This is a genomic window from Helicobacter aurati, assembly GCF_003364265.1.
GTDB lineage: Bacteria > Campylobacterota > Campylobacteria > Campylobacterales > Helicobacteraceae > Helicobacter_A > Helicobacter_A aurati.
Genome location: NZ_NXLW01000007.1, coordinates 80288 through 96439, shown reverse-complemented (window position 1 = coordinate 96439; position 16152 = coordinate 80288). Strand labels below are relative to the sequence as shown.

General features: G+C 36.8%; 14 protein-coding genes and 1 pseudogene. 3 read left to right on the top strand and 12 right to left on the bottom strand.

Annotation, left to right across the window (positions count from 1 at the left end):
* The coding region (locus tag CQA66_RS05110; protein ID WP_115582560.1) for a KpsF/GutQ family sugar-phosphate isomerase at positions 1-774 on the top strand (774 nt) is incomplete at its 5' end.
* A gap of 935 nt (positions 775-1709) precedes the next feature.
* On the opposite strand, the gene CQA66_RS09150 is transcribed toward CQA66_RS05110, so the two are convergent.
* Positions 1710-1985, bottom strand: a complete 276-nt coding sequence (locus tag CQA66_RS09150) for a hypothetical protein (RefSeq protein ID WP_147289208.1) — start codon at positions 1983-1985, stop codon at positions 1710-1712.
* 231 nt (positions 1986-2216) lie between these two features.
* A complete protein-coding gene (locus CQA66_RS09275; RefSeq protein WP_158657036.1) occupies positions 2217-2384 on the bottom strand; it encodes a hypothetical protein in 168 nt (55 codons plus the stop codon).
* 11 nt (positions 2385-2395) lie between these two features.
* Here CQA66_RS09275 and CQA66_RS05100 point away from each other — a divergent pair, with 11 nt between their 5' ends.
* Complete coding sequence (locus CQA66_RS05100) at positions 2396-3706, top strand: ArsB/NhaD family transporter (protein WP_181882238.1); 1311 nt, start codon at positions 2396-2398, stop codon at positions 3704-3706.
* 33 nt (positions 3707-3739) lie between these two features.
* On the opposite strand, the gene CQA66_RS05095 is transcribed toward CQA66_RS05100, so the two are convergent.
* Genes CQA66_RS05095 through CQA66_RS05085 form a run of 4 tightly spaced genes read right to left on the bottom strand, consistent with a single transcriptional unit; the run spans position 3740 to position 6542 of the window.
* Complete coding sequence (locus tag CQA66_RS05095; protein ID WP_104763749.1) at positions 3740-4978, bottom strand: phospholipase D-like domain-containing protein; 1239 nt, start codon at positions 4976-4978, stop codon at positions 3740-3742.
* A gap of 8 nt (positions 4979-4986) precedes the next feature.
* On the bottom strand, positions 4987-5115 hold the full coding sequence (locus tag CQA66_RS09590; RefSeq protein ID WP_267892950.1) for a hypothetical protein: 129 nt from the start codon (positions 5113-5115) through the stop codon (positions 4987-4989).
* Positions 5112-6236, bottom strand: coding sequence for a DEAD/DEAH box helicase (locus CQA66_RS05090; RefSeq protein WP_104763750.1), 1125 nt, complete (start codon positions 6234-6236; stop codon positions 5112-5114). The genes CQA66_RS09590 and CQA66_RS05090 overlap by 4 nt, the downstream gene beginning before the upstream one ends.
* 18 nt (positions 6237-6254) lie before the next feature.
* On the bottom strand, positions 6255-6542 hold the full coding sequence (locus CQA66_RS05085) for an AAA domain-containing protein (protein WP_104763751.1): 288 nt from the start codon (positions 6540-6542) through the stop codon (positions 6255-6257).
* 16 nt (positions 6543-6558) lie between these two features.
* On the opposite strand from CQA66_RS05085, the gene CQA66_RS05080 reads away from it, so the two are divergent.
* Positions 6559-7092, top strand: a complete 534-nt coding sequence (locus CQA66_RS05080) for a KpsF/GutQ family sugar-phosphate isomerase (RefSeq protein WP_425323576.1) — start codon at positions 6559-6561, stop codon at positions 7090-7092.
* A gap of 741 nt (positions 7093-7833) precedes the next feature.
* Here the strand turns inward: CQA66_RS05080 and CQA66_RS05075 are convergent.
* The 6 genes and pseudogenes from CQA66_RS05075 to CQA66_RS05050 all read right to left on the bottom strand — a co-directional run.
* Entirely contained in the window at positions 7834-8940 is a 1107-nt protein-coding gene (locus tag CQA66_RS05075; RefSeq protein ID WP_233707704.1) for a site-specific DNA-methyltransferase, read from the bottom strand.
* A 339-nt stretch (positions 8941-9279) separates the two neighbouring features.
* Positions 9280-9885 (bottom strand): DNA-deoxyinosine glycosylase, encoded by a 606-nt coding sequence (locus CQA66_RS05070; RefSeq protein ID WP_104762789.1) that lies wholly within the window; start codon positions 9883-9885, stop codon positions 9280-9282.
* A 9-nt stretch (positions 9886-9894) separates the two neighbouring features.
* Positions 9895-10491 (bottom strand): DUF5131 family protein, encoded by a 597-nt coding sequence (locus CQA66_RS05065; protein ID WP_104721294.1) that lies wholly within the window; start codon positions 10489-10491, stop codon positions 9895-9897.
* A gap of 35 nt (positions 10492-10526) precedes the next feature.
* Positions 10527-12728: a site-specific DNA-methyltransferase gene (locus tag CQA66_RS09485; protein ID WP_244910954.1), complete on the bottom strand. Its 2202-nt coding sequence runs from the start codon at positions 12726-12728 to the stop codon at positions 10527-10529.
* A gap of 43 nt (positions 12729-12771) precedes the next feature.
* Positions 12772-15726, bottom strand: a complete 2955-nt coding sequence (locus CQA66_RS05055; protein WP_104762791.1) for a restriction endonuclease — start codon at positions 15724-15726, stop codon at positions 12772-12774.
* Positions 15727-15786: 60 nt separating this feature from the next.
* Positions 15787-16089, bottom strand: a pseudogene (locus CQA66_RS05050) (hypothetical protein); the annotation flags it as partial.
* Positions 16090-16152 lie beyond the last annotated feature (63 nt).

Below are 16152 nucleotides of genomic sequence, written 5' to 3'. Positions count from 1 at the left end.
ACTCCAAGTTTTTTCATTCATCCTACAGAAGCAATGCACGGCGATTTAGGTATGCTAGACACCAAAGATTGTGTTTTAGCAATCAGCTATAGTGGCGAAAGTGAAGAGATTAGTAGTATTTTACCCCATATCAAGCGCAGGAATATCCCTATTATTACTTTATCGAAAGCAAGAAATTCTACCATCTCGCGTATGGGTGATTATTTTCTTCCTCTTCTTATAGAAACAGAGGCATGTCCGATACAAACAGCACCTACTACTTCAACTACATTAGCTATGGCAATGGGGGATGCCCTTGCTGTCTGTCTTATGTGCGCTCGTAACTTTAGCAAAGAAGATTTTGCTTTGTTTCATCCTGGCGGCAGGCTCGGTCGTGAATTATTTATTAAGGTTTCAGATATTATGCAGAGAGAGAACCTCCCCTTGCTTAGTACCGCACATACCCTTAAAGAGAGTATAGTGGTTATGACACAAGGGAGATTAGGTAGTGCTTTTTTTGTGGATTCCAAGCACCACTTGTTGGGAATTTTAAGCGATGGGGATTTACGTAGAGCCATGTTTGATACCTCTTTTAGTTTAGAATCCCATGCTTTTGAATATTCGACAAAAATTCCGAAAAGTATTCGAGATTCTAATACTTTGGCAATAGAAGCCTTAAGAATCATGCAAGATTCTAAGATTCAAATTTTACCTATTATTACTGATGATAATGTCTTAGAGGGAGTTGTGCATCTGCATACATTATTGCAAGCTGGATTCAAATTGGATTCGTAACTATTTTGGTGCTTGAAAGTGTGGTTTGCTGTGTTTTGTTGTATGTAATGTTATAGGTTTTTCAAGTTCTTTGTGTTTCTTAATCCCTCGCTAGTCGAGGTTTGCCTTAAACCATTTTTTATTGATTAAAGAATTATTATAAGAAAGAATTTTATAATGAAAGATAAGTTGCTTCCTTGTTTCTTAAGGGGCATTACCCATAATTGATTGACCGATTGAAAAGAATTTTGCTGTAAAAAGGACGAATAGGCAACATAACATTATCTTGAATATAATCGTACCCCCCCATAAAATTGCATCGTTGGCAATATTGGCAAGTCTGACAGAATTCACACTCTTGACAATAGGAACACCCATTACAATTTTACAGCTCTTGCAATGATAGCTATTGTTGTAGAATTCCAAGTCGATACAATGAGAACATCGGTTGCAATTATTGCAGCTTATACAACTCTCGCAATCAATACAGCCAAAGCAATTTCTTAAGGTTTAGTTATTGATTAGCAATATCAAAATTTCCATGCTTTTGTTTGCTAAATAATTTCCATTAATTCGCCAATATTCTATTCCGTTTATTGTTATAGTACTTTTCTTCCATGGGATATTCCCCTTTAACGTTTTACAAATAAAGAGTTTATCATAGTTTGAACAATAACTTAGAACCATTTGCGGCATGCTCGATGATGAGACGTCTGCTAAAGTTAGCGCATCGCTTTTGGGAAATTTGTGCAAATAAAGAAAACCTAACCAAGTGGACGAATCTGCTTAGATGTCGCTTTGCTAAACGGCGTACAAAGCAGGAACGGCGTAGCACCCAAGCCACGCAACACCTTAACAAGAATCTACTCTGTCATGTTGATTCTCATCATTGTCCTATTTGCAAGTGTGGGCAAAATCCTTGCGGATTGTGCGAGGGCTTGCCCAATGCGGGAGTGTTAGCGACTGCACGAACGAAGTTCTTGCCCATACTTGCACAATTCCCGTAGGGATAAATATCTCTTTAGAATCTCTATCCCTGTCATACTGAACGAATGTGAAGTATCTCTATCATTCTGAAGTTTCATAGAAACTGAAGAATCCCTATAAAAATCCATTAAATAAGATTCTTCGGGCTTGTCGCTCTCAGAATGACAGGGATTTATTATTGTTGTTTTTTTATTCTCTGTCATGCTAAACGCTTGTGAAGCGTCTCTGTCATTCTGAACTTGCATAGCAAGTGAAGAATCTCTTATTTGCGCTTTTGGGATTCTTCAGTCGCACTTCGTGCTTCTTCAGAATGACAAGATTCGGAATCTTTTTCAGAGCGACAATTTGAATCCCCCCTATCTAAAGCCTTTAGAATCTCCAAAAAAAACCTTTGTCAAACCACTACGCATTGACTCTCTTGTGTCGCCATCCATTAATAAATACTTTAGTCCAAGTATTTGCATTTGTTATAAGTCTCATAATACATCGTTTCGTAAAGACTGAATCTCGCTTAAATTCACGCATTCTTTAGGATTTGATAAAGGCAAATGGGTAAAATAAAGCTCAAGCTTAAAAGCGTTTGTCCATTTGACAAAGCTTATTGGTAAAAAGCTTAGAATCTTACAAATCACAGAAATATTCAAGGCAATCTCTTATGGATTTCATAGCTCTTAGCCTCTTTGCCCTTACAATGTTATTGATTTATTGGCGTCCTTTTGGGCTGCCCTTGTGGGTATTTAGCACTTTGGGGGCTATGGGGGCTTATCTTTTAAATGTAGTGAATCTAAGCGATATTTGGTTTGTGTGGGGAATGGTATGGGATAGCACATTGACGCTTATCGGGCTTATCTTGCTCACCCTTGCGTTTGAGAGGCTAGGGTTTTTTGCCTTTTTATCTAACCTGCTTATTTTACTGCTTGGCGCACAGACTAATGGTATCCATAGCCTTTCTACTTTCAGATTCTATGTTTTTCTCGTCTTTTTTGGGGCTTTTTTGGGGGCATTTTTTGCAAACGATGGTGCGATTTTAATCCTCACGCCACTAATCCTTACGCTTTTTAAACCCCACAAAACAAAAGGATTCTTCACGCCTTTAATCCTCTTTTTATTGCTTGTGAGCTTCATAAGCGATTTTGCCTCCAATCCTTTTATCATCTCCAATCTCACCAATATCATCACCGCACATTTCTTTAGAATCTCTTCTTTTGATTTTAGTGTGCTGATGTTTTTACCGCAAGTTTTTGTCATCATTGGTTGTCTGTGTTTTTGGCTTCTCCTCAAGCCATTTGTGCCGCCAAAACTTGAATTCCAATACGCCCCAAGCCTTATCTCTATCCCCACGATAATCTTTTGCTTTGGTGTATTGCTTTTGCTAGTAATGGGCATTTTGTTTGCACATACACTTGCTATTTTCCTCTCTAGCTTTACGCTTCTGTGTGCATTTATGGCATTGCTCTATGGCAAAAGGAATGCGAAGCTAGAATTGCTCGAATGCGTTAAAAACGCTCCATTTGGCATTGTGCTATTTTCTTTGGGATTGTTTATTGTTGTTTTTGGGCTAAAAAATGGCGGGATTTTACAACTTCTTAGCAATAATCTCTCGCATTTCATCGCTTTACCCAAAGCTTTGCAGATATTAAGCATAGGCTTTGCAAGCAGTATCGGAAGCAGTGCGATGAATAATTTGCCTATGGTTATGCTGGGTAATCTTGCATTTTCTGACTTTATGTCTCATTTGGATTCTATGGATAGCCTGATAATGGCACACTTACTAGGTTGTAATATCGGCTGTAAGCTCACCCCCATAGGCTCACTAGCGACTTTGCTATGGCTAGAGAGCCTTAAATCTCGCGGTATCCCTATCAGATTTACACATTATATGGCTGTGGCGTTTGTGGTTACTTTGCCTATGCTATTGCTAGGGCTTTTTGGGCTGATTGTGTGGGATTTCATCAATGGAGTGTAAATCAAGCTTTTAGATTCTATGAAACTCTTCCTTTTAGCTCTTCCTTGCTTTTTTAATCGTTTCTTTGTTTTTTGTAAGCAATCCCTCTTCCTTAGCGGTATTTTTATCATGTTCATCAACACCAAAAGAAAACCAATTAAAACTACCCTTGATAACCCATTCATTATCAAAAATCAAAACTTTTGCGTGAGAATGCCCATTTATTGGCTTAAAATGAGGGTATTTTTCTGCAAATCTATCAAAAATTTCTTGACTTTCTACATCAATATCTGATTTTTTATTTTTCTTTTTATCATTGGCAAAGCCATATTTTATAGATACCTCCACACCTCGCTTTAGAGCATTTTCTATATGCTCCTCATATCTCTTTAGGGCTTTAATTTTAATCCAAGGCGAACTAATATGGATAGTTCTTATGGCATTTTGTAAAGCATAGATTAAATAACGAGGGAAATCATAGACTAAAATATTCTGACCCTCTTCAAAGCTTAATCTTTCCTTACTTTTGCTTTTCTCCTCTGTGTGTTCCTCCCATTTGTTGGATGAATTCTTTGGATTAGTTAAAGGTTCTAATTTATCTGTCTCTAATATCTTTTCAACTCTTTGTGTGAGTGCTTCATTTTTTTCATAATCAGAATCCACAATGAGAATCTTGTCTTTCTCGTCTTTATACTGATAAAATAAGCAGATAAGTTTTTGAAAAATCTTGCTATTTCTATTTGGCACTACTTCTTCAATATCCCACACTTTTCTTTGAGTTTTTTGAGCTTCTTTATCTGCGTTAGAATCCCTAGATTCTATGTTCTCAAGTGCTTCAATCAGGCAGGTTCGCAAAGTTTTATTATCAGCAAATTCCTCATTTAAAGTTTGTGTGCTTGGGCTAAAAGATAGCTTTGGCTTAAGCTCTATGGCATCTTTGGGTAGGTCTTGGGGCTTTTTGTATTTAGTTTTCTTATCATCATTTTCAAAAGATTCAATCTCCCCCATAATGGAATCTATACACAATTTCTTAGAATCAGCACTTTTTATCTCTTCTGGCTTATTTTTCACTTCTTTACCTTTAGCACTAAGTGCTAAAGGTAAAGAAGTGATATATCCCTTTAAATGCAAATCGCTAATAATGCTATCAAAAACCTCTTCATCTAATTGCGTGAGTGCTTTTAGCTTTTCATGCAAATTATCATATTTAGTGCTTGAGAGTATCTCTATCATATCTAAAATTTTCAATTCGATTTGATGAATGCTCTTAGATTCTATTGCATAATAATCCACATTAACTACTAAATAAGGATAATAAAGCTCTTGTATATATCATAGAGCCTAAAGTTCTTTGCCTCATCATCTTCGCTCTCATCACAATAATAATCACTAAATTTTTGCACTAACATTTCTTTCTCAATATTTTTCATCGCCTATCCTTTAGCTCGATTACATTTTTTGCTTTGTCTTTATCAATTATTTCTAGTATGTTCTTAAATGGATTGTTACCCTCTGTTTTAGCAAAATAAAGAAAGTCCGCATCTCCTACGATAATCAAAAGCTCCTTAGCTCTCGAAAGCGAGACATTGAGCCGCTTTTCATCAGAGATAAAAGTAATATTTTGCCCCTTGTTGCCACTACGTACAGAATCATAAATAATAATATCTCTATCGCTCCCTTGAAAGCTATCTACTGTTCCTATATCTACCTTGCCCCTAAACTCTTTCAAGCACTCACGCAACTTTTTGGCTTGCAAGCGATAGGGGGTGATAATGCCTATGCTCTTTTCTAAGCCTCTCTCTTGGAGTTCTTTGTGTATTTTTTCTAGCTCTTTTTGTATGATTTCTATATGGTATAGATTGTACCAGCCTTCTATACTCTTATCTTGCTTGGCATCTTTATTGCTAAGCTTACTTGTAGAGAGCAAAATTATGTTTGATGAATACGACAAACCATGCTCACGTTTTAATGTCTCTGGTGTGCGTAATTCCCCTCCATAGAAAGCTTCATTATACAGCCTACAAATATCGCTATGGGCGCGGTAGTTGGTGTTTAAGAAATGATAGAGATTTTCTTTTCCTGCCTCTTTCATTCTTTCATAAAATCTCCCAAAAAAGGATTCTATAACTTGTTCTTTTGTAGTGTCTTGTTTAGATAAAAATGGCACAACCTCATCTTTGGCAATCGGGGCTAACTGCTTATGATCGCCTACTAAAATAATCTTTCTTGCTTTAATAAGCGGCACTAACAACTCGCTTAAAAATGCTCTTCCCGCCTCATCTACAATGGCTAAATCATATTGCATACCCTTAAAATCCTTATAAGAGCTAATGCCTATCAATGTGCCAAAAAACACGCGAATATGTTTTAAGAATCTCTCTGCAAGTTCAGAATCAACCGTCTTTTCATTTTGACTATTTGTTTCTGAAATCTTTTGACTAAGTGTTTGCAAAGTTTGCAAAAATTCTTGCTGAATTTGCTTCAATTCTGGCTTATCGGTGCTATTGCCTCTAATCCTTTGTATTGTATCCTTAATGAGCGTATCTAGCACTCGCTCTGCGGTGTAGTTTTACGCAATCTCGCTTACTTTTGTTCTTTCGCCATCCTCTGTCTTTTCTACCTTGCCCACTCTTATTGCTTTGATATTTTCGCAAATTTTCTCTAGCACATTATCCACTGCTTGATTGCTTTGCGAGACAACAAGGATTTTATCGCGCTTATTTGCTTTAAGATATCGTTGCACAATCTCAACAATTGTCGTGGTCTTCCCTGTGCCGGGTGGTCCTTGTATCAATAAAATATCAGAATCCACCATAGAATCTAAGCTCAAAGCTTTTTGGACTCCAAGTTTTTTCATTCATCCTACAGAAGCAATGCACGGCGATTTAGGTATGCTAGACACCAAAGATTGTGTTTTAGCAATCAGCTATAGTGGCGAAAGTGAAGAGATTAGTAGTATTTTACCCCATATCAAGCGCAGGAATATCCCTATTATTACTTTATCGAAAGCAAGAAATTCTACCATCTCGCGTATGGGTGATTATTTTCTTCCTCTTCTTATAGAAACAGAGGCATGTCCGATACAAACAGCACCTACTACTTCAACTACATTAGCTATGGCAATGGGGGATGCCCTTGCTGTCTGTCTTATGTGCGCTCGTAACTTTAGCAAAGAAGATTTTGCTTTGTTTCATCCTGGCGGCAGGCTCGGTCGTGAATTATTTATTAAGGTTTCAGATATTATGCAGAGAGAGAACCTCCCCTTGCTTAGTACCGCACATACCCTTAAAGAGAGTATAGTGGTTATGACACAAGGGAGATTAGGTAGTGCTTTTTTTGTGGATTCCAAGCATGAGCTTTTCAAACCAAATTTCGTCATCATTATCTCGAAAAATAATATTCGATAATGACCTTGCTTGTAAATCTCGTTGGCTAACAAGGTAGAAATACTCATCATCCTCTAAAACCTCGATATTATGGATATTTGGGTGTTTTATGCTTGTTAGCCTATGGGCTTCTTGTGATAGAATCCCCTCTGTATTTTTACCTTTAAGCAAAGGCTTAAATTCATACTTTTGCTGATTATATTCGCATAATAAAATTCCATTTCCCTTATCCCTTTTTGCGATATTTACCCTTAATCTTGTCCCCGATTCGAAATTTTAGCAATTGTGCAAATTCCATGTTTATCCTTAATCATCAAGCTTAATATAGACGCATTTCGCATTTTATCATATCTACAATCCCCAATTTCCATCTGCAAAGACAAATCCGCTTCGCTCACCGCGTTAGCCTTGAGCAAAACTCTTGAAAAGAGCTATGACTTGCATAATTTGCCCATTCATGCAAGTAATTCCTCTATTCTCCAAGATAGAGAAATATCGACAATGCTTAAGTCTGACAATCCTTGCATCTCTATTTTATATTTTGCTTAAAATTTCCTTTTTAGTGTCAAATGACAAGAATCTTTATTTGTCATTCTAAAGCATTGCGAAGAATCTCTTTTGAATCTGTATTGAGGGACTTCGGGATTGTCGCCCTCAAAATGACAAACTACAATACAGCTTCCATAACTGCATAAAGGGAATGAATGGTTTTAAAATATTTGATATATCTTTGTTTATTTGCAATGTTTACATCGTATCCGCCTAATGTATCTCATCACATTCCTTTTTTGTAAATTCAAAACTCCTACATTTTTCTCTTATATCCCTTAGCAAGATTCTACCATCCCCCCTTTTTACTTCCCAATAAACAAAGCCATTCAGTCTTTTTGCTTTTGCCTTTTTAAGATAAGCAGCAAGAGAGTGAATATCATAAATCCCTCCTTCAAACTCAAGCTTCCCCTCATCTGTAAGTGTCGCCTCAAATGCGGTGCTTTTAAGGGAGAGCTTCTCCCCAATATGCAAAAACCCCGTTTCAATCATCTCTTTTAGGCTTACTTTCAAGGGCTTTTTGTCAAACTCCGCCCTTGTAATGGGGCAATCCTCAAAAGCAATAGAATCTAGTCGCTTCCTGCCATACTCAATATACTTAGGGTTTTGCTCAAAGCTTATGTAATTCCTGCCAAGCCTCTTTGCCACTGCTACTGTGGTCATCGTCCCGCCAAAGGGGTCTAGCACAATATCGCCTAGTTTAGAGCTAATGGCGATTATGCGATAGAGAAGTGATTCTGGCTTTTGAGTATTATGGAGTTTATCTCCATTTATATCTTTAAGCCTTTCTTTGCCACTACAAACAGGGATTTTCCACACACTGCCTAGCTGCTTACGCCCTCCATTTTCAAAGCCTACAATCTCGCAATTTAGCTCTTTTGCCGTTTTATAATTAAAAGTATATTTCGCCTTTTTGTCCTTTGTCGCCCAAAGGAGAGTTTCGTGCGAGTTATTCAGCCTCGTGCCACGAAAGTTTGGCGTAGGGTTGCTTTTATGCCAAATCACATCATTAATAAACCAAAAGCCTAATTCTTGCATAACCCCACCAAGGCTATAAATGCACTGCATTGAGCCAATCACCCATAGACTTCCATTAGGCTTTAGGATTCTCTTACACTCTCTAAGCCACTTTTTGCTAAATTTTACATAATCTGCATTGTCTCTAAAGCTATCCCAAATATCATCGCAACCGCTAAAATCACTCCCCTCTGGTCTTTGTAAGCTACCTTCAACACGCATAAAATAGGGCGGGTCAGCAAAGATTAAATCAATACTACAATCAGGGATTGTTTGTAGTAGCTTTAAGCTATTGCCTTGCAAGATTTGGTTAAGGGGTAAGGTTTTGATGATGGCTCCTTTGGGTGTGTTTAAATTGTATGTGTTTTGATAGAATTTTAACGTATTTAGATTTTTTAATCGATATGCCTTTTAGGCTTTTTTGTTATATTGCAATTCTTCCGTTGTTATGCCTAGTCTCATATTTATTGTTTGTGGATTCCATTGTCATATTGGGGCAAAACCGAAGTGTCTCTATCTTTTGTCATATTGAGGGATTTATCCCGAAATATCTCTAACCTTACCTCTTGTCATATCGAATTTCCCTTTTGTCATGTTGAGTTTACCCAACATAGATCTTACTCTTTGCAAAAACAATGGCAATCACCCATAAACCCTCAACAAAACTTTCCACGCATTTAAGAGGCTATCAAGGCTATATCTCGCATTGGCTGGACTTGTTGAGGGCAGAGAAAAGATATGAATCTCTGTTGTAAATTTAGGGATAAGAGATTCTAAAGGAATGAGAGTTTTATAATGTGGGTGAGTTTCAATCTTTAGGGTAAATCCTAGATTTTTGCAATATTTTTGAAAAAGTATTGTTGCCTTTGTGCCATTAAGACAAATGGTTTGAATCTTGCTTGAATTAAACAAAGAAAAAATATCATTAAAGGTAATATTCTTTAGACTTGAATCGCTTGAGCCACTAATCTCACACGAATAAACAATATCCCAAAGCACGATAGAATGGGATTGCAAAAATGCCTTTTGTATTTTAATATGTTGCTTGTATTGTTTTTTATTTATTTTTGTAGATTTTAAATAGATGGTTTCATTATCAAACAATGCCCCTAATACTCTCCAAAAGCGATTTTGCGGGTGTGCATAATAAAACCCTCTCTCTCTTGAAGCCACAGAGGGAAAAGAACCAAGAATGAGGATTTTGGAATCTTGATGAATAGGGCTAGGGTCGAAGGGATGGAGAAGCATTTGCTACCTTTACAAAAGCGAAGACATTATTGGGCTAGAAACTTTGGGATATTCTCTATAGATTCTACCGCCTAGCATTGCACCATTTTCTTTTTTGTTGCGTTTAATGCCATCACTCCCCCAAGTCCCCCATTGTTTAAAGAAAAAGGCAACGCCCTGATTCTGGCATTGCTTTTGGATATTCATAACCCACGATTCTTGCATAGCCCTTGCCCTAAAGCCACTCTCACCTCCGACAACCATCCAATCAATCCCGCTTAAATCAAGCTCTCCTAAATCATCAAGCAGAGGTTCAATGGAGAGCAATTTCACATTTGCCTTTAGATTGCGAATAATGTCTATTCTGGGCTTAGTGTGGCTTATTTCTATCGTTGTACCTAACCAAACATTAAAAGGAATCTCACGCACGATGCCACCCCCAAAAACCTCCTTATTTTCTTTGTTTAAAGCAGAATTTTCAGGATATTTTTCCCCTTTAAAATATTCAAACATTCTATGGGGACGTTTGGTGAGAATCTGGTATTGATGATGTGGCGTTTGCTTGATAATTTGCATAACCCTATCCAAAAACATAATTTGCATTTTTTCGTGAAACAAATCACTCATAGAATTTACAAAATAAAACGTGGGCTTATTTCTCTTTAATACACTATCCTTAGACGTTCATTAATATTTGCACTATTTTTAAGATTTAGAAACTCCTCTAGCTCCAAAGAGGCATAACCATCAATCAAAATATATTCATTCTTAGTATTCCTTAGAATCTCTAAGACTTCTTTATCGCACTCCACCACGCAATAGGCATCATCGCATTTATAGAGTTTAGATTCTACAATACATTCTAGCTCTCTATCAAGGCTCTTGCCACATTGTAGGCTTAAATTCCTTGCAATATCGCTAGGCGTTACTCCCTCTCGCCCACTAAATAGCTCCAAATGCCCCGATTTATCACATACTAGGCTTGGTTTCTCACACAGGCTATACACGCTAAAGCCTAAATCGCCTTGAAAGTCTCTATGCTCTTTAGCAATCTTTGCTGCTGCCCTCTTTACTCTTTCAATCGTAATATCGCTAATGGTGGGGTTTGCACTCCCTAGCTCATTTTTACAAAAGTCATAGGCTGTTTTACTTTTATCCTCTTTTATAGGCTCATCAAGCTGCACTAAAATAAACTGCCGATTACCTCCATCCTCTGCGTTTAGTTCCATTACCGCTTGTGCGATTGTCCCACTCCCTGCAAAAAAGTCTAGGATAAGTTCTGGATCTGGTGATTCGGCTACAAACTTGTACCCCCCCCCCCCCGCCACATAATTGCCCTCTTGTGCTGTGTTGTTTGAGGAAGTAGAAAGCCTTAAAAATTGTTTTATTAGTTTTAAAGGTTTTGGAGTATCGAAAACTTTTTGGTTATTAAATAAATTCAAAATTTCTTTTGTGGCGTCTGTTGTTGTGCCAAATTCTGTAAATATTGTGCGTGTTTTAATTACCTTTTGTTTATCTAAAACTTCATCAAAATAAATTATTTCATAAGGCGTTAATCTCCCCCTAGAATCTTCTTGCCAATAAATATGCTCTTCATCTAAAGTTTCAGGTTTTTTACGCCAACACCCATCAGCTCCATTTGGTGCAATAGGATAAAAATCATTACCATTTGGGTCTTTTATAGAATAATATAAAGTAGGTCTATCTGCTCTCAAAGAATGATTGCCCCATTTCTCAAGTTTTAGAATCTTTGCCTTTTTACCATTGATAATTTTGTTAAAATCTTTTTCATTTTGTTCTTGTGTTATATCGTTTATTCTCCACTCATATTTTTGATAGCACAAAATATATTCGTGTTCTTTTGCAAAATCTTGCGAATCTTGACTCCCTCCCTTTTTCTTTTGCCAAATAACATTAGCTACAAAATTCTCCTCTCCAAAAATCTCATCACAGAGAATCTTTAAATTTGCTTGTTCGTTATCATCAATAGAGATAAAAATCACTCCATCCTCTCTAAGCAAATCCCTTGCAAGCTTGAGACGCGGGAGCATAAAGGCAAGCCAGCCGCTATGGGATTTGCTCCCTGTGATATTGCGAAAAAATCTTAAAGTTTCAGATTCTACCCATTCTCCGTTTTCATCTTCAAGCAACAAGCCCACTTCGCGCAAAATTGCTTGATAGTCTTTTCTAAAATCATCGGGATAGATGAAATTGTCGTTTTTAGTATTATAGGGCGGGTCGATATAAATCATTTTGATTTTTTCACTATATGCGGATTTTAGGAGCTTTAGCACATCAAGATTATCTCCTCTAATAATAGCGTTTCGTGTATGCGTTGCATTGGGGCGATAAAGTGCTTCTGCGTTGTTAGAATCTAGTTTATGAGATTCTTCAGTCGTGCTACGCACTCCTTCAGAATGACAATTTATGCTTTTGTCATACTGAGGCTTTGAAAAAGCCGAAGTATCTCTTTTGTCTTGATGAGATTCTTCAGTCGTGCTACGCACTCCTTCAGAATGACAAGGGAGGGCTTGAGATTCTTCGGGCTTGTCGCCTTCAGTTTGACAATCACCTTTGTAAAGATATTTTGGGTAAAAGACCTCCTCTAGCTTTAGCTCTTTTGTAGTTGGAGTAGAATAAAGGGCATTAGCCAAACCCTTGCCGCTAAAGGTTAGCTCATAGCCTTGCATATCTGCCCTCTCACTTAAGCCCAAAAGCATTGCAATGGCTTTAAGGCTTACCACACCGTCGGCATTAATGGTTTGGGGGAAGTTTGTTTTGAGGTTTTCATAGAGGGGATTTTGCTCTTTTTTAGAATCTATAAGCTTTATGCCTAGCTCTTTTGCCTTGTCTTTGTCTATCATTTGCACTCCTTTAAGAATCTGTTTATCATTTTTATAAGACTTTTTATGTCGCTTTTTGTTGAATCATCTCTTGTTGAATAACCTCTTGCAAGACTTCTAGCAAGTTTTGCTTATTAATGCGGGTATTAAAAAGCACTTTGATATTTTTATCTTGCATACTTTCGTTTAGTTTTTCAAAAAACACTCTGGCATAATCAATCTTTTTTCTCTCTTGCTCTGGAATCTCACTTGCTTTATCATAGCCCTTGCTTTCACAGACAAAAAAGATTTTCTGCCCTTTGTCGTTTTTGAGTAAATAGGCAAAATCGGGTTCATAGTTTTTATAGGGTGTGGGGATACTAAGCTTAGGGAGCTTGGCAAAGATTTCTATTTGGTGATTGAGGATAGAGAGGTTATTTTCTAGGCTTATTTCTTCTTCGATTTTAGAATCACATACGGCTTTATCATAGAGATATTTATCGCTTGGGATACAATCTCGCCCATTGCTTTTGGCGATATATCTGCCTAGTATGTGCTTTTTTATGCTTTGCTTTGGCGTGCCATCTGCTAAATAGAGGATTTGGAATCTCTCGTTGCTAAAGATATTTTGTGAGAAATCATAGCTTACAGATTGGATCAAGTTTTTGTGTAGTTCCTCTTTGATACAATCTTGCAAAGCTTCAAAGGCTGTTTTGGGCGAATTGATAAAGCTTTGTTTGTTAAGTTGCGGGTGGTTATATATCTCTAGCAAGAATTTCAAGGGCAATTCCTCGTTGCTTCGTTTTTGGTTTTTGGCAAACTCGATGAGTAATTGTGGCAAGTTTTTATGCAAAGTGGGCAAATAATCTTTTGTCGCTATGCTTTCTAGCTTTTCTGGAATGATTCTATTGTTTTTGCTATCATAGATCTTTTTCTCATAGAGGATATTTTCTTTTGGGATAGTTTCGGCATTAAAAGATTTTACGATAGATTCTATTAAATTAGCTTGGTTGATGTTTTGATAGATAATTTGTGCTTTGGCGTTGATGCTCTGCCATAGTTCTTTAAATTCTTTGGCAAGGTTTTGCCTGATGTTTATTTCATCGGTCGTTTCATTATCGCCATTTGTTGCATATTCGTGCTTATTTTCTTTGGGCTTAAATGCCTCTAATACCTCTTTATAATGCCCTCCTAAAAGCTCTTTTATGCTCTCTGTTTGCATCGCATCATAGATTGGAGAGATGATTGCATAGACATTCCTATCCTCATCAAACTCTAAACAAGCCAAATCTTCTAGCTTGTCTAAAAACTTATTAATCTGTCGTTCGTTGAGGTTGAAGTGCTGCAAAGATTCTCGATTTAAAATACTGCTACCTAGAGAAAAGCTAGAATCTTCGATTTCTTTTTGTAAGCCCTCAAGAAAGCCTCTTTCCTTGCTGCTTACAATCATATCAAGATAATTGATAGCAAAAAATTCATTGTCGTTATAATCCACAAAAGAATGGGTAATGCGTTTGCCCTCGCTATTGACACAGAGCCTCAAGCCCCTGCCTACTTGCTGATGCCTGCTTGTCTCGCTGCTAGAATTTGCTAATTTGGTGAGCGTAAAGATATTTGGATTATCCCAACCCTCTTGCAACGCCCATACGCTAAAGATAAACCGCAAAGGGGTTTGAAAAGAAAGAATCTTTTCTTTTTCCTCTAAAATCATTTTTATATCGTTTGCTTCGATGTTTTCTTTGTTGCTTTCTTTTTTCTTGGTTAGCTTTAGGCTATCGCCACTAAAATAGCCCTGATGCACGCGTAAAACATTGTCTTTGTCAAAGTCTTGGTCTAAATATTCCCTATACTCTTGGGGGAGATTCTGCCTTAAAACCTCCTCTCGCTTTTGCTTATAGATTCTCTCAAATTCCTTTTTGATAAAAGGCTCTTCGCCCCTAAAGTCCTCAATGCTAGGGATAAAAAACAAGCTTAAAGCTTTAATGCCCTTTTGGAATAGGGCTATTTCTTTTTTGAAATGCAAGTCAATGGCTTTTTGTAACAATAAACTAATCTCACTTTCTTGCAAAACATAGCTTTTTTTGGTTTGGATTATCTCTCCATTGTCTAAATAGACTTTGTCTTTGGTGATTTTTATAAGGCAACTCCCCCGAAATTTAGGGTCTAGCTCTCCCAAGTCTTGGTTTAGGGTTATTCTTTTTTGTTTTTCGATTCCATTGACAAAATAAGAAAAAGTTGCATTTGCCTTATTATCGGCTTTGATGAGATAGGGGCTAGTATTGTCTTGAATGATAGTGTGTGTGCGTATTTGTTTTACAAGATAATGATTAAAAGCATTCATAGAATCAAGGCAATAAACAATATTGCTTAGTGCGTATTCCTTTTCTTTAGGGAAGGTCGCCCCAAAGCGAAAATACAAAGAATCAATCTGTGAAAAATATTTATTAAATGCCTCGCCTTTTAGCAAATGGGGTTCATCGATAATGCTAATTGGCTTTAGATTAGCAATATTTGTAAAGATACTCTCTACATTAAAAAGCCCTTCATTGCTTCTATTTAAAATATTATCCTTTTTGTCAATGGAGCTATTGGTAAGGATTAACACAGAGAGTTCATTGGTATTTTTAATGTAATGATTGATGATGTTGGATTGGCTCTTTGTATCGCTATAAACATAGGCTTTGAGGTGTTTATTGTATTGGGTGTAGAAATAATCTTTAGTGAGTTTGATGTTTTGTTTAACAGATTCTAAAATCGCTTTTCGTGGGACAAAAATAATAAATTTGTTTTGATTGAAATTGCGGTGTAATTCAAAGATGAGGTTTAGATAGGTAAAAGTCTTGCCCGTGCCTGTCTCCATAAGAATATCAAGATTGAGTTTATTGCTTAAATTCTTTAAGGGCATAGTATGTGTGCTGTAGAATCTATCTAAACAAGTTTTAAGATTTTCTGCATTATGTGTGTCAAAGTCAAAGCCTTGTAATACAGAAATAACATTGCCTATGCATTCTTGCTGATAAACTTGTCTCTCAAAAATCATCTCTACCCTTTCTAATCGCCTAAAATAAGGGAACTATAACAAAAGAGTGCTTGTATATTCTTTATTGGAGCTAAAAAGCAAGAAATCTGGCTTTTCTAGCTTGCCTTGAATGATTTTTTCCTCTTGTCTTATACACTCCCAGCCCAAAATCTCTAGCACTTTAGCGATGAAATCATCTTCAAATTGATGCTCATTTTGCTTTTGGAATCTTGTTTTATCATAGAGGGCTTTTATGGATTCTAGGGCGAGTTTGGCTTTTGATTCATTTTTGGCAAACGCATAGATTTGTGGAAAAGACACTTCTAGGGTGTGGCTTGTAAAAAGGTTGTTGTTAAGATAATTTTGATAGGGAGATTTTTGCATCACTTATACTTTCTTTTAAATTTTAAATTATTAAAACTGCTTTTGGCGGCATTATCCTTGAAA

What these genes read in the sequence shown, in the direction of transcription:
- CQA66_RS09150 (WP_147289208.1), bottom strand. Translation starts at nt 1,985, where the DNA reads ATGCAAGTTCAGAATGACAGAGACGCTTCACAAGCGTTTAGCATGACA.
- CQA66_RS05100 (WP_181882238.1), top strand. Translation starts at nt 2,396, where the DNA reads ATGGATTTCATAGCTCTTAGCCTCTTTGCCCTTACAATGTTATTGATT.
- CQA66_RS09590 (WP_267892950.1), bottom strand. Translation starts at nt 5,115, where the DNA reads ATGAAAAATATTGAGAAAGAAATGTTAGTGCAAAAATTTAGTGATTAT.
- CQA66_RS05085 (WP_104763751.1), bottom strand. Translation starts at nt 6,542, where the DNA reads ATGAAAAAACTTGGAGTCCAAAAAGCTTTGAGCTTAGATTCTATGGTG.
- CQA66_RS05080 (WP_425323576.1), top strand. Translation starts at nt 6,559, where the DNA reads ATGCACGGCGATTTAGGTATGCTAGACACCAAAGATTGTGTTTTAGCA.
- CQA66_RS05070 (WP_104762789.1), bottom strand. Translation starts at nt 9,885, where the DNA reads ATGCTTCTCCATCCCTTCGACCCTAGCCCTATTCATCAAGATTCCAAA.
- CQA66_RS05065 (WP_104721294.1), bottom strand. Translation starts at nt 10,491, where the DNA reads ATGAGTGATTTGTTTCACGAAAAAATGCAAATTATGTTTTTGGATAGG.
- CQA66_RS09485 (WP_244910954.1), bottom strand. Translation starts at nt 12,728, where the DNA reads ATGATAGACAAAGACAAGGCAAAAGAGCTAGGCATAAAGCTTATAGAT.
- CQA66_RS05055 (WP_104762791.1), bottom strand. Translation starts at nt 15,726, where the DNA reads ATGATTTTTGAGAGACAAGTTTATCAGCAAGAATGCATAGGCAATGTT.